The 19728-nt window shown below is 45.5% G+C and carries 19 protein-coding genes, 9 tRNA genes and 1 rRNA gene; 23 read left to right on the top strand and 6 right to left on the bottom strand.

The window, feature by feature from the left end; genetic code table 11:
* The 11 genes from FHS17_RS27970 to FHS17_RS28020 form a co-directional block, all read left to right on the top strand.
* Positions 1-91: ribosomal RNA gene (locus FHS17_RS27970) — 23S ribosomal RNA — on the top strand; the annotation flags it as partial.
* An 83-nt stretch (positions 92-174) separates the two neighbouring features.
* Positions 175-249, top strand: a tRNA-Glu gene (locus tag FHS17_RS27975).
* A 14-nt stretch (positions 250-263) separates the two neighbouring features.
* Positions 264-339 (top strand) — tRNA-Val (locus FHS17_RS27980).
* A gap of 17 nt (positions 340-356) precedes the next feature.
* Positions 357-433, top strand: a tRNA-Met gene (locus tag FHS17_RS27985).
* Positions 434-463: 30 nt separating this feature from the next.
* Positions 464-540, top strand: a tRNA-Asp gene (locus FHS17_RS27990).
* 17 nt (positions 541-557) lie between these two features.
* Positions 558-633: transfer RNA gene (locus FHS17_RS27995), tRNA-Thr, on the top strand.
* Between the two features lie 22 nt (positions 634-655).
* Positions 656-742, top strand: a tRNA-Leu gene (locus tag FHS17_RS28000).
* A 3-nt stretch (positions 743-745) separates the two neighbouring features.
* Positions 746-820 (top strand) — tRNA-Gly (locus tag FHS17_RS28005).
* A gap of 9 nt (positions 821-829) precedes the next feature.
* A tRNA-Arg gene (locus FHS17_RS28010) sits at positions 830-906 on the top strand.
* A 19-nt stretch (positions 907-925) separates the two neighbouring features.
* Positions 926-1002, top strand: a tRNA-Pro gene (locus tag FHS17_RS28015).
* Between the two features lie 107 nt (positions 1003-1109).
* The gene (locus FHS17_RS28020; RefSeq protein WP_167282391.1) at positions 1110-2099 is read left to right on the top strand and encodes a Gfo/Idh/MocA family protein; all 990 of its coding nucleotides are present in this window, start codon (positions 1110-1112) and stop codon (positions 2097-2099) included.
* Between the two features lie 51 nt (positions 2100-2150).
* On the opposite strand, the gene FHS17_RS30760 is transcribed toward FHS17_RS28020, so the two are convergent.
* Entirely contained in the window at positions 2151-2639 is a 489-nt protein-coding gene (locus FHS17_RS30760; protein WP_243865581.1) for a YecA family protein, read from the bottom strand.
* A 188-nt stretch (positions 2640-2827) separates the two neighbouring features.
* Between FHS17_RS30760 and FHS17_RS28030 the strand changes: the two genes are divergently transcribed.
* The 5 genes from FHS17_RS28030 to FHS17_RS28050 all read left to right on the top strand — a co-directional run bounded on the left by FHS17_RS28030 (position 2828) and on the right by FHS17_RS28050 (position 8115).
* Positions 2828-4066: an aminopeptidase gene (locus FHS17_RS28030; protein WP_167282406.1), complete on the top strand. Its 1239-nt coding sequence runs from the start codon at positions 2828-2830 to the stop codon at positions 4064-4066.
* A gap of 53 nt (positions 4067-4119) precedes the next feature.
* Positions 4120-4389 (top strand): YqkE family protein, encoded by a 270-nt coding sequence (locus FHS17_RS28035; protein WP_167282409.1) that lies wholly within the window; start codon positions 4120-4122, stop codon positions 4387-4389.
* 185 nt (positions 4390-4574) lie between these two features.
* A complete protein-coding gene (locus FHS17_RS28040; RefSeq protein ID WP_243865582.1) occupies positions 4575-5198 on the top strand; it encodes a ribonuclease H-like YkuK family protein in 624 nt (207 codons plus the stop codon).
* Positions 5199-5364: 166 nt separating this feature from the next.
* Entirely contained in the window at positions 5365-6096 is a 732-nt protein-coding gene (locus FHS17_RS28045; RefSeq protein ID WP_167282411.1) for a metallophosphoesterase, read from the top strand.
* 141 nt (positions 6097-6237) lie between these two features.
* Positions 6238-8115 (top strand): sensor histidine kinase, encoded by a 1878-nt coding sequence (locus FHS17_RS28050; protein ID WP_167282414.1) that lies wholly within the window; start codon positions 6238-6240, stop codon positions 8113-8115.
* 46 nt (positions 8116-8161) lie between these two features.
* Here FHS17_RS28050 and FHS17_RS28055 read toward each other — a convergent pair whose 3' ends face one another.
* The 3 genes from FHS17_RS28055 to FHS17_RS28065 form a co-directional block, all read right to left on the bottom strand.
* Positions 8162-8398: an NHLP leader peptide family RiPP precursor gene (locus tag FHS17_RS28055; protein ID WP_208420608.1), complete on the bottom strand. Its 237-nt coding sequence runs from the start codon at positions 8396-8398 to the stop codon at positions 8162-8164.
* 75 nt (positions 8399-8473) lie between these two features.
* On the bottom strand, positions 8474-9406 hold the full coding sequence (locus FHS17_RS28060) for a class 1 isoprenoid biosynthesis enzyme (protein WP_167282416.1): 933 nt from the start codon (positions 9404-9406) through the stop codon (positions 8474-8476).
* 26 nt (positions 9407-9432) lie between these two features.
* A complete protein-coding gene (locus FHS17_RS28065; RefSeq protein WP_167282418.1) occupies positions 9433-10053 on the bottom strand; it encodes a hypothetical protein in 621 nt (206 codons plus the stop codon).
* A gap of 324 nt (positions 10054-10377) precedes the next feature.
* On the opposite strand from FHS17_RS28065, the gene FHS17_RS28070 reads away from it, so the two are divergent.
* The gene (locus FHS17_RS28070; protein ID WP_167282422.1) at positions 10378-10944 is read left to right on the top strand and encodes a hypothetical protein; all 567 of its coding nucleotides are present in this window, start codon (positions 10378-10380) and stop codon (positions 10942-10944) included.
* Between the two features lie 22 nt (positions 10945-10966).
* Here the strand turns inward: FHS17_RS28070 and FHS17_RS28075 are convergent, their stop codons facing one another.
* Positions 10967-11839, bottom strand: coding sequence for an SDR family oxidoreductase (locus FHS17_RS28075; protein WP_167282424.1), 873 nt, complete (start codon positions 11837-11839; stop codon positions 10967-10969).
* 226 nt (positions 11840-12065) lie between these two features.
* Here FHS17_RS28075 and efeO point away from each other — a divergent pair, with 226 nt between their 5' ends.
* The 6 genes from efeO (at position 12066) to FHS17_RS28105 (ending at position 18664) form a co-directional block, all read left to right on the top strand.
* The gene (gene efeO / locus FHS17_RS28080; RefSeq protein WP_167282428.1) at positions 12066-12923 is read left to right on the top strand and encodes an iron uptake system protein EfeO; all 858 of its coding nucleotides are present in this window, start codon (positions 12066-12068) and stop codon (positions 12921-12923) included.
* A 3-nt stretch (positions 12924-12926) separates the two neighbouring features.
* Complete coding sequence (gene efeB / locus FHS17_RS28085) at positions 12927-14219, top strand: iron uptake transporter deferrochelatase/peroxidase subunit (protein ID WP_167282430.1); 1293 nt, start codon at positions 12927-12929, stop codon at positions 14217-14219.
* Positions 14220-14236: 17 nt separating this feature from the next.
* On the top strand, positions 14237-16072 hold the full coding sequence (locus tag FHS17_RS28090) for an FTR1 family iron permease (protein ID WP_167282432.1): 1836 nt from the start codon (positions 14237-14239) through the stop codon (positions 16070-16072).
* A 43-nt stretch (positions 16073-16115) separates the two neighbouring features.
* Entirely contained in the window at positions 16116-16319 is a 204-nt protein-coding gene (locus FHS17_RS28095) for a hypothetical protein (RefSeq protein ID WP_167282434.1), read from the top strand.
* A 179-nt stretch (positions 16320-16498) separates the two neighbouring features.
* On the top strand, positions 16499-17890 hold the full coding sequence (locus FHS17_RS28100) for a glycoside hydrolase family 26 protein (protein WP_167282436.1): 1392 nt from the start codon (positions 16499-16501) through the stop codon (positions 17888-17890).
* A gap of 69 nt (positions 17891-17959) precedes the next feature.
* A complete protein-coding gene (locus FHS17_RS28105; RefSeq protein ID WP_167282438.1) occupies positions 17960-18664 on the top strand; it encodes a hypothetical protein in 705 nt (234 codons plus the stop codon).
* A 50-nt stretch (positions 18665-18714) separates the two neighbouring features.
* Here the strand turns inward: FHS17_RS28105 and FHS17_RS28110 are convergent, their stop codons facing one another.
* Entirely contained in the window at positions 18715-19560 is an 846-nt protein-coding gene (locus FHS17_RS28110) for a lipase family protein (protein ID WP_243865583.1), read from the bottom strand.
* Positions 19561-19728 lie beyond the last annotated feature (168 nt).

Genomic DNA, 19728 nt, shown 5'->3' on the forward strand with positions numbered 1-19728 from the left:
CCCCTTGAAGACGACGAGGTTGATAGGTTCGGGGTGGAAGCACAGCAATGTGTGGAGCTGACGAATACTAATCGGTCGAGGGCTTATCCTAAAACGTTTATGAATGAATCATAAACATCGCTTAAGAAGTTTCACTTTCGCATCCAGTTTTCAAGGTTCAAATCTTGATAGCTAGGCCCGTTGGTCAAGGGGTTAAGACACCTCCCTTTCACGGAGGTAACAGGGGTTCGAATCCCCTACGGGTCACCAATTTCCACTTATATGGAGGCTTAGCTCAGCTGGGAGAGCATCTGCCTTACAAGCAGAGGGTCGGGGGTTCGATCCCCTCAGCCTCCACCATAGAAGATTTAGAATGCCGCGAGGTGGAGCAGTCCGGTAGCTCGTCGGGCTCATAACCCGAAGGTCACAGGTTCAAATCCTGTCTTCGCAACCAATTTCTTCGGACAAGATCCGGAAACAGCATGGAGCTGTGGTGTAGAGGCCTAACATGCCTGCCTGTCACGCAGGAGACCGCGGGTTCGAATCCCGTCAGCTCCGCCATTTTTACCAAATATTATGCCGGTGTAGCTCAGTTGGTAGAGCAACTGACTTGTAATCAGTAGGTCGTGGGTTCGACTCCTATCGCCGGCACCATTTTTACAACTTTAATATGCATGCGGTCGTGGCGGAATTGGCAGACGCGCTAGATTCAGGTTCTAGTGGTGTAACAGCCGTGGAGGTTCGAGTCCTCTCGACCGCACCATATGCGGAAGTGGCTCAGCGGTAGAGCATCGCCTTGCCAAGGCGAGGGTCGCGGGTTCGATTCCCGTCTTCCGCTCCATATTTTTTTGCGGCCTTAGCTCAGCTGGATAGAGCGTTTGACTACGAATCAAAAGGCCAGGAGTTCGAATCTCTTAGGCCGCGCCATTTTTTCTTAATTGAATAACGGGATGTAGCTCAGCTTGGTAGAGCACCTGGTTTGGGACCAGGGGGTCGCATGTTCAAATCGTGTCATCCCGACCATTTCAATTCATTAGAAGTCAGCAGACGTACTTGATACGTTTGGCAGGCTTTTTTTTAGTTTATTGGCAAAATGGGATTTTATTAACGAAAGAAGAGGTGAAACCATAATGCTGCGTATTGGTATTATTGGCTCAAACTTTATCACGGAAACTTTTATGGATGCTGCTCGTCAGGTCGATAAGGTTAAGGTAGCGGCATTATATTCTCGTTCGGAGGAACGTGCTAAGGAATATGCAGCTGCTCAGGATATTCCACATACCTTTACCGATCTGGAAGCGATGGCGCAAAGTGATTTAATCGATGCGATTTACATAGCTAGTCCTAACTCGATGCATGCGCAGCATGCGATTACGTTTATGAACCATGGCAAACATGTATTATGTGAGAAGCCGATTGCTTCGAATGCTGCTGAAGTACAAGCCATGATCGAAGCGGCGAAAGCGAATAATGTGCTGCTCATGGAAGCGATGAAATCGACACTTGTTCCTAATTTTGACGCGGTACGTGAGAATCTGCATAAAATCGGGACAGTGCGTACATTCTTCGCATCTTTCTGTCAGTATTCGTCACGTTATGATAAATATAAAGCAGGAGAAGTATTAAATGCATTCCTGCCAGAGCTCTCAAATGGCTCACTGATGGACATTGGAACGTATTGCATTTATCCGCTGGTTGTATTGTTTGGCAAACCGGAAAGTGTGAAAGCAAGCGCGGTGATGCTGGAGTCAGGTGTTGACGGTAAAGGCAGTCTTATCTTGAATTATGGGCATATGGAAGCAGTGCTGCTCCACTCGAAGATCTCGAACTCGAATATGCCGACAGAAATCCAAGGTGAAGAAGGCAATATGATTATCGAGCGAATCAGCCAGCCTTCGAGCGTTCGTATTCAATATCGCGATGGTCGTGAAGAAGAGAATGTTAGCAGAGATCAGGTGAGCAATTCGATGGTCTATGAAATTCAATCGTTTGCTGAGTTAGTTGAACGTGGCGAGCTTGAATCGCCAATTAACTCTTTTGCAAACTCTCTTACGGTTATGGAGATTATGGACGAGGCACGTAGACAAATCGGACTTGTTTTCCCGGCTGATCAGAAATAATTGGATAAAAAACAGGCTGTTCCGGACTAAACTCCAGAACAGCCTGTCCCATTATTGTGCGACTTGCTCGTTGCTTTGTTCCAACTGCTGCATAAGGAATGCAGATAGTTCTTGGTAACGCTTCGTGATGGTTGAAGCAGATACTTCGTATTTGTCGGCAAGCTCGTTCTTAGATTTGCCGGATTCGGTAACCTCACATACCATATATTCCAACGCGGCACAAAATGCGCCTGATTTGCGATACGTTGGTTTCGTCATATTGGTGAAATCATGCCAGATCATAACGGCCATCGCGATATGGTTAGGCTTGTAATCCTGTTTCATGGAAGCAATTACTTCATGTGCCAGTTCTGCGTATTGTGGATTAGCCCACGTGGATTCGTGGTCAACCAAATGCACCAGCTCAGCTTCTGTAAAATGACGAATAGCATTGGAGGCTTTACTTGTTCTAGCCGATTGTTCGTCCTTGGACATGCAGCATTTTTTATATTTCAAGCCGCTGCCGCAATGACATTGATCATTTCTACCTAGTTTAGACATAATAGCTCCTTCATGCGAAAATCTTTTATGCAAGAGTACATTCCTATATAATAACATAAAAAGAGGGATGGAAAAACGAAAAACCTACATTTTCCATTCCTGACCCCAGTGAAGTTCCATTATTCATAGGCCTGGGGCGGTAAGTAAACAATAAGATTATACATATCCAGAAAGGTGTGGAATGAGCCATGACTAATGAAACATTCAAAAGCAATCTGATGAAGTATGCTGAACTAATCGTAAGAGTAGGCGTAAATGTACAGCAGGATCAAGAGGTATTTATCACAGGAGCTGTTGATCAGGCAGATCTCGTTCGACTCGTTGCCGAGCAGGCCTATTTGGCTGGAGCAAGCAATGTACATGTGGATTGGACAGATGACAGTTTGTCCCGCCTGAAATATGAGAAAGCAGCGGACGACGTGTTTACGCGTTATCCAGAATGGGAAACAGCGAAGCGGAATTCTTTTGTAGAGCGTAACGCTGTATTTATCTCCATTGTCTCTTCGAACCCTGATCTGCTAAGTGGAATTGATTCGGAGCGGATTGCCAACTTCCAGAAGGCAGCAGGCCAAGGGTTACAGCAATTCCGCAGAGCTGTTCAATCAGATAAAGTAAGCTGGACAGTAGTAGCTGCGGCAAGTAAGGAATGGGCAGGTAAAGTGTTCCCGAATGCTACGGAAGAAGAATCAGTCAAGTTGTTATGGGAAGCGATCTTTAAAGCGGTTCGTCTGAATGCAGCAGAACCTGTAAAAGCGTGGGAGGAGCATAACGCAACACTCCATTCTAAAGCAGAGGCGCTGAATGAAAATCATTTTACGAAGCTGCATTATACGGCCCCTGGCACCGATCTTACCATCGAGCTTGCAGACAAACATATTTGGGTGGCAGCAGGCAGTGAGAACCAGAACCATATCCCCTTTATGGCCAACATGCCGACTGAGGAAGTATTCACAGTGCCTCTGAAGACCGGCGTAAACGGTCATGTATCCAGTACGAAGCCACTTAGCTATGGTGGTAATATTATCGACAACTTTAAGATTACATTCGAAGCAGGGCGTATCGTTAAGGTTGAGGCGGAGCAAGGGCAGGAGATTCTTCAGAAGCTGGTTGATACAGACGAAGGCTCACATTACCTAGGTGAGGTGGCTCTTGTGCCTCATGAATCCCCGATCTCGCAATCGAATATTTTGTTCTATCAAACCTTGTTTGATGAGAATGCATCAAACCATCTAGCGATTGGCAGTGGTTATGCTTTTAATATTGAGGGCGGTAAAAAGATGTCCCCGGAAGAGCTTGCCGAGAATGGCGTTAATGCCAGCATCACACATGTTGATTTTATGATCGGTTCGGCTGTGATGGATATCGACGGTATTAAAGCAGATGGCTCGGTTGTGCCAATCTTCCGTAAAGGCAACTGGGCATTCTAAGCTGAGCATGCTATAATGTTCGGCAATGAATGGATTCCAAGGAGATGACAGCAATGCCGAAAAAGAAACATACAGCTCAAAATCATCGAGCTAGTTCCAGCCCACAGCAGGAGCAAGGAACTACGCTGAAGGATTTGCTTGGCGCAGATGTGCTGCAGAAGCTGAAACAGCAATCTGACGAGATGAAGGCGGCTGAGGAGCAACGTAAGCAAGAGGTTAGAGCGCAGGCCGAGGAAGCCCGTAAAAAGGAACAGAAGCGGCTTGAGAGTGATATGGGTTACTTGCTGGAGAACAGCAAGCAGGATTGGCGGAAATTTAAATAAGAATCAATAGGAAATAGCCCCTGAGCTGCATACATTGCGGTGAAGGGGCTATTTTTCTTGTGCCTTGACCGTGCCACATTCGTGCTTGTTCACATATAACATTAATAATAAAATACAACTCCTTCTGCATACTCATGGGTATAGAGAGATGGAATTTAGGCGATTGCTGATAAGAAAGGGCTGAAATGTACATTGTACAGGTGACGATGATGAGAAAAAATCAATCGAATAAACGGCTCCTTCTACCGGAAGAGCTGAGGTTCCAGAACGTGACGGAGAGCAGGCTGACCATTCAAGAGGTGTATGATCGCATTTTGAAATTTATGGCGAGTGATCCACGGGCGGCGTATCATTTTGTAATTGGAACAGACAGCCAAGGGTTTAACGGATATACGAAGTTCGTAACAGGCATTATTATTCGGCGTATGGGAAAAGGTGCATGGGCCTGCTACCGGCAGGTAGTGGTGCCGCGTGAGCTGACCTCGCTGAAAGAGAAGCTGACGATGGAAACGGCGTTATCCCAGGAAGTAGCCTACTACTTCGTGGAAGGAGCTATTCAGCAGATGGAGGAGCTGCTGCTGCCTTTTGTATACCAAGGGGCATCACTTGATCTGTTTATCGATATCGACGCAGGTACAGAGCCTACAATTAATAAGACATACCTCTATGTAGACGAGATGATTGATCGGGTGAAAGGAATGGGCACGTATGCGGCCAGAGTGAAGCCGGATTCGTATGCTGCGTCAGCTTATGCCAATCGTCACACAAAAAAACCTGTCCATTTCAAAAAAAGACAAGAACTCGTATAAAGGAACATATTTTGCTCAAACACAAGGTAAGATTCAGCTTGTTAAAGCGCCGGACAAGTTGATAGCAGAAGAGCCGCAGGCCATTAGACCTGCGGTTTTTTTCGTGAGGAAGGTTTTTCCCTATAGCTGTAGAATTCAAATACGTATAGGGGAAGGATGGGATGTCATGGGGAAGGAAAGAACGCTTGTTATAAGTGATATTCATGGCTGCTATGATGCTTTTAACAGGCTGTTGGAACGGGTAAATTACGAACCTGTAAGTGATCAGCTGATTTTGTTAGGAGATTTCGTCAGTAAAGGGCCGGATAGTAAGCAGGTGGTTGAGCAGGCATTCCATATGGTCAGAGATGACGGGGCAATCGCAATCCAAGGCAATCATGATGAACGTTTCGTAGACATTGTCCGTAACAAAACCAAAGATGCGAGGGACAAGTTCTTTCGTCATGGTGGTCGCCAAACCGTATACAGCTATTTGAGAGGACTCGATATGACAGGCAGCGAAGAGGATCTGCTGGCCAGGCTTAGAGAGACGGTTCTGGAGCTTTACCCGCATCATGCCGATTTTCTGGAGGAGCTTCCTTATTACTTCGAAGATGAACAATATATTTATGTACATGCAGGTCTTAATCCGAAATATCCGAATTGGAAGGACCAGCCGAAGAGGGATTTTCTATATATTAAGGATTCCTTTCATAAGGAAGATACAATGGTTGATAAAGTCGTTGTATTCGGCCATACGAAGACGGTTGATTTGCATGGACGAGCAGATGTCTGGTATGGCAAGGGCAAGATTGGCATCGATGGTGGATGCGCGAGCGGCTTACAATTGAATGCGCTTGAAATTATTGATAGTAAAGTCAGAGCGATATCGGTACCGGCAAGAAGAGCGGTAATATAAGGTGAAACAGAAGAGCGGAGATCCCGCTCTTTTTTTATGTAAGAAATTTAATTTCCAATGAATTGAAATGAAGGATTTGATCGAAATATGTCGAACTAGTGAGCATTAAGAACTATTTTCCAAATTCTGAGGTGTAAAGAAATGAAGGCAGTTATGAAGTATGCAATGTTCGTTCTTATATTCCTAGCAGTAATCACTTCATTGCGTCCAACAGTCACCTATGCGAATACTGGAGAGGCAACTCCAGAAGTTCAAATCACAGAATGGCAGATCAGTCCTGGGACGGATGATGAAGGAAAGACACCGCCGGCTGAGGGCTGGATTACAGTCAAGGGAAATGAAGCAGCACCTGTGTTGCCGAAAGGGACAACCTCGTTATGGCTCAAGATCGAGCTGCCTGCTATTACGGAATCGCATGCAGGACTACTTGTTGATAAAGCGTATGCACAAAATGTCATTGTCTATGTTGATGGCAAGGGTATTTATGAAACGACAAGAGACCATTCCTACGATGTGAATCGATTTGTTATTCCGGTGGAGCATTCCACTGATAAAACCCTTTATGTTTATCTTTATAATGAAACAGGTAATATTGGGGTTACTGGTCTTGTTCTTGGTGACTACGAGAAACTCTACCGTACGATGCTATTAAAAGAACTTGATAATATCATTCTTGGAGCAGCTTTTATTTTCATAGCTGCCCTAATGTTTATTTGTATGATCTTCCTGAAGAAAGTCCAGGTAGCAGGTTGGAAGTCACTTAGCTTAATTATCTTATCTATTGGATTTATGTTAATTTTCTACTCCCCGTTTTTGTATACGGTGAATGATAAGTATGGTTTAATCTATGCGACTGGCTTTGATCTGTCATCAAATCTATTTTTGCCTGCTTTATTCTTCTTTATGGAGACACTCTTTGGCAGAGGCAAATATTCATTGATCCGTATTTTTAAATATTATGCCTTGTACTCGGTACTCCTGTCGTCTATTGGTTTATTTTTAAACATTCTTACGGACAATGCTTTTTACTCTTTATACTACTCCATATCGACGGTCATGTTTGCTCTTGGTGTTGTCGGAGGCAGCCTGATTCTAATTGGAATTTTAGTCGTTTACAGTTTTAAAAAGCAGAAGGAAGCCTTTATTCTTTCTGCTGGCCTTGGTTTCTTTATCTTGTTTACGGTGGCAGACATCATACAATATTATTCCCAGTCGAAAAATTATGAGTTCGTCTATTGGAAATGGGGAATTGTGTGCTTTGTATTCTCCTTAGTGGTTATGCTGGGCAGACAGATTGTTATCAGTTTCGAAAAAGTTGTAACCTATTCAAGGCAGCTTGAAATCTATAATAATGAGCTTCAGCGCTCAGAGAAAATGGACATAATCAGTCAGCTCGCTGCTTCAGTTGCACATGAGGTGCGAAATCCATTGCAGGTTACACGTGGATTTTTGCAGCTTCTGGAAGAAAAAAGCAACAGCAACAAAGAGAAAAATTATATGTTGTTGGCCATTAACGAGCTTGACCGGGCATCGGAGATTATTACCGACTTCCTCACCTTTGCCAAACCACAGCTTGAGCATGTGACAGTATTAAATATTGCAAATGAGTTTAAGCATATAGGAACTATCCTTATTCCCTTAGCAAATTTACAGGGAGGTCAGCTTAAACTGAACGTTCCCGAGAATTTACAGATTCAAGGTAATTCTTCGAAATTTAAACAAGCATTCATTAATATGATCAAGAACAGCATCGAAGCATTAAATGGTGACGGGGAAATAGAAATCAACGGCTATATGGATGAGAACCGGGTTATCATTTGCATAAAAGATAATGGAGAGGGTATGACGGAGAACGAACTCGCCAAATTAGGAGAGCCCTATTATTCCAATAAGACAAAAGGAACAGGCCTTGGACTCATGGTTACTTTCAGCATAATTGAAGTAATGCAAGGAGAAATTGAGTTCAAGAGCAGCAAAGGGGTAGGGACAGAAGTTGTTGTTACATTCCCTGCAGCTTAAATAAAAACCCACTCCAGGATGGAGTGGGTTTTTTCATATGCTTCAATTACCAAGAAGGGAATTCTACTGCTGAAGCGGTTCTCATTGCGGAAGGTTTTGGCGGAATAACCAGGTAGGCATGCTCTGGTGTTTCTTCAACGGCAGTAACCTCAATATTCTCTGGGATATCTACGCCAAAAGCGTCTTTAATAGCTGATTTAGGATCTTGAAGTAACTGTTGCATGAATGCATCGTCTTCCCAAGCTTTTTGAATAATTTGATCCCGAGTAATTTGATTCGACAAAATAACCCCTCCAACTATGCTATGATAATACCACTTGAGCACTAGAATTATAGCATAATTATTGGTTAATTTATACTAATTTTTCTGATTATTCGACAAAATATAATCAAATCCGCCTAGTAATAAAGACTTCTTTTTTTGTTCCACCTGTTCGGCATAGGAGGCAATGCCTGCGTATATCAATTGGCTGAAAGATAGGAGCGGATTTATGAGAAGCAGGCTATTAAATAGATGGTCCAGGACTTCCTTACTGCGATTGCAATAAGGCAATAGAAGGCCGCGATCATAGATGTAAGCTTTAACTTCCAGCACTTGAAGCGGGTGTGCTGATGCCTTCTTGAACTGAATCATCGACAACAGACAGTTGTAATTCCCCTCTTTCAAGTCATCCTCCCAATCGCTCAAATCATCAGCCATCTGGAGAAGAACGAGACTATAATCCACAAGCTTCTCTACCTGCTCAATAAGTTCTGATTGCTCAGCCAGCAGAAGTACACCTGTGCTTGCTAATTTAAGAGGAGAAGCTTTCTTTGCTATTTTCACAATATCTGTCATAAAGTAGTCATGCTTATCTTCATTAACGACAGCTTGTGCCCATTCATTCACATATTTGTGACGATAGCTCCAAAAAGGCGAGTCAGCTGCAAATAGCTCCCGAAGGATCGCGTCTAGTTCAGCTTGGCATAAGTGAGCGAGAGCAAGCTGCTCCTTCCAAGCCGAGGGGGCTTCATCCATTACATCATCCTGCAGAAAATAATAGAGCATGTTGAATACATTAGCGATGGCTAGACTACGGCATTGTTCTATTGGAATGGAGGCTGTCTCATTTACCCAATAAGGCAGCAAATAACAGATATAGTTTTTCGAACTGTCCGGTTTAAATACATCGAATTTATCCAAATAAGTTAATCCTGACTGTCTAAACGGCTCAGGGAAGTTCGCTATTCGCTGCCTGGTTTCGGAGAAGACGATATGAAGCTCGGATACATATGGTTCATAATAATTCATCTGAATGTTCCCCATTTGTTAGTTAATTATTCCTCACTCTTCATAATCTCCATCAAAGCGATAATCTTAACGGAGTTGAACTCCTCCGTTGACAGCCGATTAAGTAGTGTTTCTTTGATCGACTGCTTCTCCTCCGGTGTTAAGCCATCCTTCGCCTTATCCGCTAATCCTGTTAGTTCTTTCATTGAAAACTTGCTTAGCAGTAAGTCAGCGGCCTCATCCTTAGTCTTGACGACAAGCTGATCATTGTTTGAAGGCTTGTCCGCTGGTTTCGTTTCTTCTTTTGTTCCAGTTGATTGGCCTGTAGAAGATGAGTCTGATTTACCAGACTGTTCGGTGTTTTTATCGCTGTCATTGGCAGCTGCAGGAGTAGAGCCTTGAATAGCTTCGACTGCTTTTTTATCAAAATATTTAGAGTTGTCCGCGATGAGCTTCTGAACAGCAGGATCTTTTTTGAAAGCTTCCACCTCATCGGTAGTCAAAATTTGATCAGCCATTTCATTCATCATTTTATTGGACAAATAATGAAACCCAATCTTATAGCCCGCGAATCCAATAACACCAAGCACGATAATAATTGCAAGCAGTCTAGTCCAAAAGACTCTGCTCTTCTTAATAGGCTTTCCTGAGGTTCTCTTGAGTTCCATTTTTATAGTAATCTCCTTCATAATCTAGCTGTAATGTGGCTTATTATAGCATAATTAAGGATAATACTAGAAATCCGAATAGTGCCATATACTCACTATGGATCATTCGTAAGGACTATGACACTTTAATTTACACTTATCTGCGGAATTGTTAAGTTATGGTTGAGAGATCCTGTTAATTCCATTAAAATAAAAGGGAGAGATTAGTTAGAACAGGACCAAGGTCGTGGATAAGGACTGTACCTCAGAAGGTTATGAAGCCATGGCTCCTGCATTAAAGTTAGATATAGTAGCGTTACTTCTTTAATGTGGAGGTTATTAGGCATGACAAGTGAGTTGGAGGTTTACGTTGTCCTAACGGATACCGGAACGTTGTTTACGAGAACGATTAAGTGGTTTACGAAGGATGCGCTTAATCATGCATCTATTGCGTTTGATAGTGGTTTGAATGAGGTGTATAGCTTTGGCCGCAAAAATCCTCAGAATCCCTTTTTCGCAGGCTTTGTGAGGGAGAATATGCGAGGGGAGCTATTCGAGCAGGCTACGTGCGCGTTATATCGTTGTCGGATTCAACCGGCCGCTTATGCGAAGATGCGCAGCGTCATTGCCGATATGGACCGAAACAGTGACCAGTATCGCTACAATTTGATAGGTGTCATTGGAGTAATGTTTAACATTCAGTTGATTAAGAGAGATTACGCTTATTTCTGCTCGGAATTTGTGGCATCGGTATTTGAGAAAAGCGGTGTTGATCTTGTTAATAAATCTTCTTTTCTCGTGAGGCCGGGCGATCTAGAGAATACACCAAAGCTGGAGCTTGTCTATGAAGGGCGGCTACAGAACTTATTAAACAATCGGATGGATGATGAAATAGGAAAGCGCCTTGCGTAAACTTCGCAAGGCGCTTATTTTTTTACCCGTTTACGATTTCACCGCCATTAATATGGAGGAATTGGCCGGTTACATAGCTGGAATCTTCAGCAGCCAAATAGACATAAGCAGGGGCAAGCTCATATGGCTGACCTGCGCGTTTCATTGGTGTATCTGAACCAAAGGTGGATACCGTCTGCTCATCGAAGCTAGCGGGAATAAGCGGAGTCCAGATCGGGCCGGGAGCTACGCCATTTACACGTATACCGCGGTCAACAAGATTGGCAGCAAGTGCTCTTGTGAAGGAAACAATGGCGCCTTTTGTAGCAGAATAATCAATTAAGGTCGGATTACCTTTATATGCTGTAATGGATGCTGTGTTGATAATAGAGGAGCCTTGCTTCAGATGGGGAAGGGCGGCTCTTGTGAGATAGAACATGCCAAATACATTTGTTCGGAACGTCTTCTCAAGCTGCATGGCGGTAATATCCTCTAGACGCTGCTGCACATGCTGCTCGGCAGCGTTGTTAATCACAATGTCTAGTTTGCCGAAGGTCATCACCGTATGGTCAACGGCATGGCGGCAGAATGACTCATCGCCAAGATCACCATGGATGAGCAAGCATCGCCTTCCCGCTTTCTCAATCTCCTGCTGAACAACTTGGGCATCTTCATGCTCATTATAATAGACAATGCTGACGTCACAGCCCTCAAGGGCGAAAGCTACGGCTACTGCTCTGCCGATTCCACTGTCGCCGCCAGTAATAATGGCTGCTTTATTCGCTAGCTTGTTCGCTGATTTATATTGTTCGGATTTATAGACGGGAAGCGGATTCATCTCTGCTTCTATGCCCGGCTGCTTGTTCTGGTGCTGTGGCGGGAATACCGCTTTTTTGTTACTGGATGATTGTGACACAGGGTAAAGCCTCCTTTTTGAATACCATTCTTAGCTATTAGTGTGGGATATTGGGAGGTCTGCTATACACTATGCATGAGCGGATGTGGAGGATTAGGCGGAAGCCTGTCTATCAAAGAGCAGTAAACAAGACAATATTCTAATTGACAATGATTATCATTATGAATATACTCATTGGTAGTTCATTAACGAATTACATATTATTTGGATGAGGGGTTATCTAATCATGAGGATCAAATTAGCAGCCGTTTTACTGGCCAGCACAGTTGTAGTTGCAGGATGCGGCTCCAATAACAATAATCAAGCGAATAATGCAAAAGAAGCGTCGACCAATACGGAGCAGTCGGCGTCGAAAGTAGAGAATTGGGATGAAATTACGGGTCAATACCGCGACTTCGCTTTGGATCAGACGGATAAGCTTATAGCGGAGACTGATAAATTTGTTCAGGCTGTTAAAACAGGGGATGTAGAAACAGCAAAATCGCTGTATGCCCCAACACGTATGTACTATGAAAGAATTGAACCTATTGCGGAAGCGCTAGGTGATTTGGACCCGAACATCGATGCCCGCGAGAATGATGTAGAAGAGAAAGACTGGCGCGGATTCCATCGCATCGAGCAGGCGCTATGGGTGAATAACACGACATCAGGTGCGGAAGATTATGCTTCCCAGCTACTAGATGATACGAAGACACTTCGTGCGCTAATTGAAACGGTAGAGGTAGAGCCAAGCCTTCTCGTGACTGGCGCGGTGGAACTGCTAAATGAAGTATCCTCCTCGAAGGTAACCGGTGAAGAAGAGCGTTACTCGCATACGGACCTATATGATTTCGCGGCAAACGTGGAAGGTGCAAAAAAAATCTATGAGCTGCTACAAGCAGAATTGAATAAACAAGATGCTGAGCTGGAAGGACAAATCGGAACAAGCTTCGCTAATCTGGAACAAGCGCTTGCTGCTTACAAGAGTGGTGACGGTTACGTTTCTTACCTCGATCTGAAAGAGGAAGATACGAAGAAGCTCAGCCAGCTGCTTGATGCCTTGGCTGAACCATTGTCCCAAATGGGAACAATCCTGGGGGCTTAGGATATGACAAAAGAGAAGAATAAGGGGAATGCAGGAGACAGCATTCTGGAGAAACCAATTAGCCGCAGAGATATTCTGCGGCTGGCTGGTGTTGGCGGCGCCGGGCTATTACTTGGCGCTTCAGGCGTTGGAGCGATTCTTGGCGCGACAGGCAAGACTGCCCTAGGTGCAGCTAAACAAAGTGACCAAGAGGATAGAATTGGTTTTTACGGCAAGCATCAATCGGGTATCACGACACCAGCACAGGATTTTCTTATGTTCGCTGCCTTTGATCTGACTACAGATTCAGTCGATGACGTACGGAAGCTATTTAAGGCATGGACGGTGGCTTCTGCTGCAATGGCGAAGGGAATCCTGATTGGCGAGAATAATGAGAACTTGAATTTACCACCCTCCGATACAGGAGAAGCGGCTGGACTTAATCCGTCTAGAACAACGATAACGTTTGGTGTGGGGCCAACTTTCTTTGATTCGAGATTTGGTCTGGCAGCTAAACGGCCTGCGGCTCTAGTTGATTTACCGGCATTTGGCGGCGATGAGCTTCGTGAGGAATGGTGTGGCGGCGATATTGGTGTACAGGTGAACGCAAATGATATGCAGATTGCCTTCCACGCGATTCGTAATCTTGCCCGTATCGCAAGAGGAAAGGCTGTATTGCGCTGGACACAGGAAGGCTTTCAACGTACGAGTGGATCGGATCCAGCGGGTTCCACTCCACGTAATCTAATGGGCTTTAAAGATGGTACGGGTAATCCGGATGTGAAAGATGAATCACTGATGAATGACGTTATCTGGGCGCAAAATGGAGACGGAGCATCATGGATGGCAGGCGGGAGTTATATGGTTGTCCGCCGTATTCGTATTCGTGTTGAAGTATGGGACCGATCCACACTTGGAGATCAGGAAGCGACGTTTGGCCGGCATCGCGGAAGCGGCGCACCAATTGGATCAAAGAACGAGTTAGATCCGGTTGATCTGAACAAGAAGGATGACAACGGCAAGCCGCTTATTCCTGTTCATTCCCATGTTGCATTAGCGAGGGGAGACGGCTCGATTAAAATTTTGCGAAGATCATATTCGTATTCAAGTGGTATGGATAACCGTACGGGACAATTTGATGCGGGGCTCTTATTTATTTGTTATAACCGCGATACACGAAAACAGTTTATACCGATGCAGCAGAAGCTTGGGCAAAATGACGCCTTAAATGAATATATCGTCCATAATGGTAGTGCCGTATTTGCTTGTTTCCCGGGTGTACGTGAAGGCGGCTATATCGGTGATACGTTATTGTAGAAGGGAGATTGACTTGAATGGCAGCAACACATAAGGGGATAACGAGTTGTCTTCGTATCGTTCTTCTTTTCTTTGCCGTGTGGTTTGGACTTGGAGCCGGAGCAGCCTCTGTCATGTTCGGTTTCAGTCAGGCAGCATATGCAGCCGAAGCGGGAGCAAGCGATCAGCTTGATAAGCTGCTTCCGCTCGTTGGCGGGGCACTGGCTGCTGCCGGGCAAGGTGACTGGCAGGATGCTAAGGATCATATCAAACAGGCTGAGGAGAGCTGGGAGCAGCTGAAGACAAAGACATCAGCGAACTCTGCTGATGTATCCTCTGCTCTTGCACATGCAACAGAAGCACTTGACCAAGCAGCAGATAAGCCGGATGAAGCCAAAGCGTCTTTATCTGCATTAGCTAAAGCATTCAATACATTTATGAAAAGCGAGAAAGCAGCGGAAGCGCCGGTCTTGTCTGGTAAAGACGCGGCAGCAAGCTTGCTGCCGCTAGCGAAAAAGCTGCTTAGCAGCATTCAAGGCGGGCAGTGGGAGCAGGCGAATGCCATCTACAAACAAATCAACGACAGTTGGCCGCCAATTGAGCAGTCGATCCGCAGTGAGAATTTTAACGTTTATGGCAAGCTTGAGACAGACATGAGCATGATTCGAATTGCGCTTCAAGCGGAGCCCCCGCGGGCGGAAGATGCACAGGCGCATACGACTACCTTCATTTCCCTCATTCAGGATTACAAGGATGGGAAAATCGCAGCCTCGTCTAGCGATTCTTCTTCTGATGACCTAACGATTGCTGACTTAATTAGCATGCTGAATCAAGCATCCAAAGATATAGCTGCGAGCCATTATGAGGAAGCAGATGGGCAGATGCAGTCGTTCATCAGCAGCTGGCCATCAGTTGAAGGTCAGGTGCAGATCCGCTCAGCAGCAGCGTATCAGGATATCGAGATTAAAATGACCGACGTCTCAAAATATCTGCTGGCCGCCTCGCCGTCACCGGATAAGGCGGAGACTGTTATTGAGCAAATCCGTAACCGGTTGGAGCCAATGACCTCAGAGGCCAAGTATACGGCTTGGGATGCAGGGATGATTTTGCTGCGGGAAGGGCTTGAAGCGATTCTCGTCTTAGCTGCCCTGCTTGCCTACCTGAAGCGCACAGACAATCAGTCGAAAAATATTTGGGTATGGTCGGGGGTATGGACCGGTCTGCTCTTAAGTATCGGGTTAGCAGTTGTGTTAACAACGGTTATTGCAGAAGCGACAGCGGGCAGTACCCGTGAAGCGATGGAGGGGATTACCGGCCTTGTCTCTGTACTGCTGATGCTTTCCGTTGGCAACTGGCTCCACAAGAAGTCAAATTTGCAGGCTTGGAACAAATTTATTGATGATCGTATGAGCAATGCTTTGGCGAAAGGCAGCTTGTGGTCATTGTTTATCGTCTCTGGTCTAGCGATCCTGCGTGAAGGAGCCGAAACGACGATCTTTTATATCGGAATGGCAGGTTCTATTGATCCGATTCAAATGATTCTTGGGATAGTTGTAACTTTCGTGCTCCTGTTGATCATTGGCTTTGCCATCATCCGATTTAGTGCGAAGCTGCCAATTCGGCCGTTCTTCCTTGTTGCTTCAGCTTTAATCTATTATCTGGTTGTCCGCTTCCTTGGCGAAAGTATTCACTCTCTTCAGGTTGCCTCGTGGCTGCCAGCTCATTCGTCGGGGTCTCTCACGACTATTAGTTTCTTAGGTGTCTACCCAACTTGGGAGGCGACAATTCCACAGCTTTTGGTGCTTGTGGTCATTCTGATGCGAGTCAGCATCATACAACTTCGCAAAGTACCAGCCAGGGGGCTTGCCGATTGACGTCTCACTTGTTATGCTGAGTACAATAAAGCGAGGTGATCATATGTCCGCCAATGAACATAATGAGGCTCAGGAGCAGCAAGCAAAGCCGCTTACACAAGCTGAGCGTGCGAAGCAGCTGCTTCAACAGAAGAAGCAAGGGCAAAACGGAGTAGCCGGTCAGAAGCATCAAGCGACGACCACGCAGGCTATGAAGAGCCAAAACACTAAAAAAGTAAACAACCAACGTAAAAAAATGGGCGTTTAATGAAAACATGCAGAGGCTGTCTCCGCTAGTCAAATTTTGACTAGAGGAAGACAGTCTTTTTCATTCGTTTAGATACGTATATTTGCCTCTCCTTTGCCTAATCCTGTGAATAAGAAGAGGGGGAGGTTCCGCTGCTGAGCTATTGGTTATCGAATCGCCGCCGCAAGCTGATTGGGCTTATGCTGGCATGTGCATTTCTCTGCATGATGGAGGGAGCGGGCAGCGCTGCCAGTCTGCATCGTCCACCTGCTGATGCAAGTGTTTATGCGGCTGCGGAGGGGGAAGATGTAAGCTATTCGGAGTGGACGATCCATGTCACATCCACGCATCCGAATTATACGCTTGGGAAAATAGAGCCTGTAAGAGGCGCTTATTTGGGAGCGTATGTGCTGCAAAATCCACTGATTCATAACAGTATGGCGGAATTCAACCAAGCCACGGGCAAAACACATGCCAGCTTTTTCAAATATGTTGGTTATGGAGAGCCGTTCCCTTCCGAATGGGTGAAAGAAGTGAAGGCTGAAGGCGCATTCCCGCATATTGCCTGGGAGCCAAATCATGGCTTGGCAGAAGTAAAGGATGATGCCTATTTGCATGGCTTTGCTGATGCCGCACGTGAGGCGAATGTGCCGCTCTTTCTCCGGTTTGCTTCTGAGATGAACGGAACATGGACGAATTACAGCGGGGATCCGGATCTCTATATAAAAACCTGGCGTATGGTGCATGACATCTTCGAAAAAAGAGCGCCAAAGACGGCAATGGTCTGGACGGTGCTGAATGTACCTGAACGACCTATTGAGGCTTATTACCCGGGTGATGATTACGTCGATTGGGTTGGACTTAACATCTACAATGTTAGGTATCATAATGGAGATATACGGCAGCCGTCCGAATTCGAAGACCCTTTACAGATGATCGATTATGTCTATAACCGATTTAGCCGGACTAAGCCAATTCAGCTTTCGGAGTTTGGCGTTACCCATTTCACGACGACCGATGGGATCAAGGATATTGAATATGCCGCTTCAAAAATAAAACGGTTATACGCCAATCTGCCAGAGCTTTATCCGAGGGTGAAGGCGGTGTTTTATTTTGATGTGAACAATATTACAGAACAAAACGAGACACGACGTATCAATGATTATTCCATAACAAATGAACAGCAGCTTAAGGATGTTTATCAACAAGCCATCTCCAGTTCTTATTATTTAAGCAGCCTGTCCGAAGAAGCTGGAGGAACACGGGCCAAAGTTACCCAGCCTTTCACTTACCGGGGACATGTGTTCGAACAGGATGGGGAGCTGTACGTGGATCAAGCTTTTTTCAGTCAGATCCTGCAAGCTGATGTGGAGATGCTCGAGGACGGGACGGTTCAATTAAGCAGATGGGACGGGGAGATGGTAAGAGTGGCGCGTGTGCCTTTCCTTCCGCATAAAATATGGAGCGGTTACAAAATAAACGGTTTATTCCCATTATGGCGGGAGATTAATGCACTGCCTTTGTTGACGGTTTCCCAAGAACTTGGCTATCAGATAAACTGGAATGGAATTCACATCTATATTCAGGAATGAAATCGCTTGTCCCCCCGCATAATGAAAGTACACAATTCCATTAACACAGCATGAACGGAGGGATGAATCATGACAGCGATCAGCGGCTCTTCCATACGGATTTACCTGCTTGCTGGCGTTGCAACGACCAAAGGCTACTTTGATGAATGCCGGAATCAGCTTGACCGAATGTTTCGGGCGGACGGTCGTGAGCCGATTATTCACATTCTGCACCCTTATGGAGATGCCAGCCGTAATCTTTACCGGCAAATTGTCGAGGTTGGCACTGACTTAACAAATCGGATGTCCATTGGACGGATAGGCGGACGCGCCGCATTCCAGCAGGTGAAGGAAACGATGCAGGGCGAAGATGAACCGATGCTGTTTATCGGGCATAGCGGGGGCGGAGCAGCCGCTTATCAAGCAGGAAAAATGCTGCATCAACAGCGTTTGAACCGGAACTTCCGTATTGTACAGGTTGGCTCGCCGCGGATTCCGATTCATCCTGAGCTGAGGGATAAGGTATGTTTCTTCCATTCCGTTGATAAGGAAGGGAAGCTTAGCGATCCAATCAGCCGGATTGGAACCTGGGGAGGCTGGACATCAGAAGGCTCATCTGTTCCGCACTGGAACAGGTATAAATATTCTCCTGCTATTGTTGAAGGGATTCCGTTAATCGGCGGACATGCCCATTATTTCAGTCATCAGACACCTTATGTCGATCAGGATGAAGTATGTAATTTGGATAAAACCATTAATCGGGTACGCAATTGGCTTCTGCAGTCCTGGTCCTAATCTGTTTAATCACAGAGCAAAACTCCGCTTCATATGCGGAGTTTTGTTTGTTATCCAGGCAATGGACACCAGCCGGGCGGCTCCGAGCAGATCGCTGTTGCAAATTGCGGTTCCTCGCTGCATAAATCGGCAAAGTAGCTGCTTAAGATATGGTTGCCGGAGACAGAGCCCATCCGGAAGGCCCGTTTGACTTCGCCTTTTACATGCATATAGTAATATGTCTTATTTGTATCCGGTGACTGGTATACGAGCGGCGGCAAGTGAGGAACGATATCAAATTCATTTTGCAGCCGCCAATGGGTCTCAACGGTATTGTTATAGAGCCGGATGAATCGTGGATCGCCAACACGCGGAGCACCAAAGGTGTAGACAATAGGTGCGGTGAAAGCTGTATTAACAGCGATATCAAGTGCAGCGAGCGTTGCGAGTGCTCCTCCAAGGCTGTGGCCGGTAATAAATAACGGTTTATCTGGTGGCAGCTGATTGACGAGATCCAATACCTGAGAACGGGCCGAGGTATAGATATCGGTAAAACCTTTATGGGTTTGCCCGGCATTTTTAACTGGACGATAAGTGGTTTGCTGGGCGATGAAGTCGGACACCCAGTCAACAGCCGAGCCAGAACCGCGGAAAGCAAGTACGGAGGAACGCTCGGATTGCAGCACAAAGCCAAATCGGTGTTCGAAATCGCCATAAGCTTTAGCCGAGAAATCCCCGACTAGATGGTAATCACGTGGAACAAGAAAAAGGCCATCCTTATTCTCAAATTGGGAGTAAGTCTGTCCAGCAATACCGGCTAGAAAAATAGCGATGCGGAGATCAAATTGCTGCGGCTGGCCTTGTCTCATTGGCCGTGGGAGTGAAGGTGTATTACTCCTTCTCGTTGTTTTTGCCATTTCCGATATCCCTCCGCTCTTTCCATGGGCTGATTATGTATAGTATGTTTGGGCGTCTCTAAGGGTAACTAGTTCCTATTGACTTTTGAAAATAAAACGAGGTAGTATATTACTAATTTCATACACAGGCAATGACCAAAGACATGATCGCGATCACAATAGCCGCTC

It is taken from the genome of Paenibacillus lupini (genome assembly GCF_011761355.1).
GTDB lineage: Bacteria > Bacillota > Bacilli > Paenibacillales > Paenibacillaceae > Pristimantibacillus > Pristimantibacillus lupini.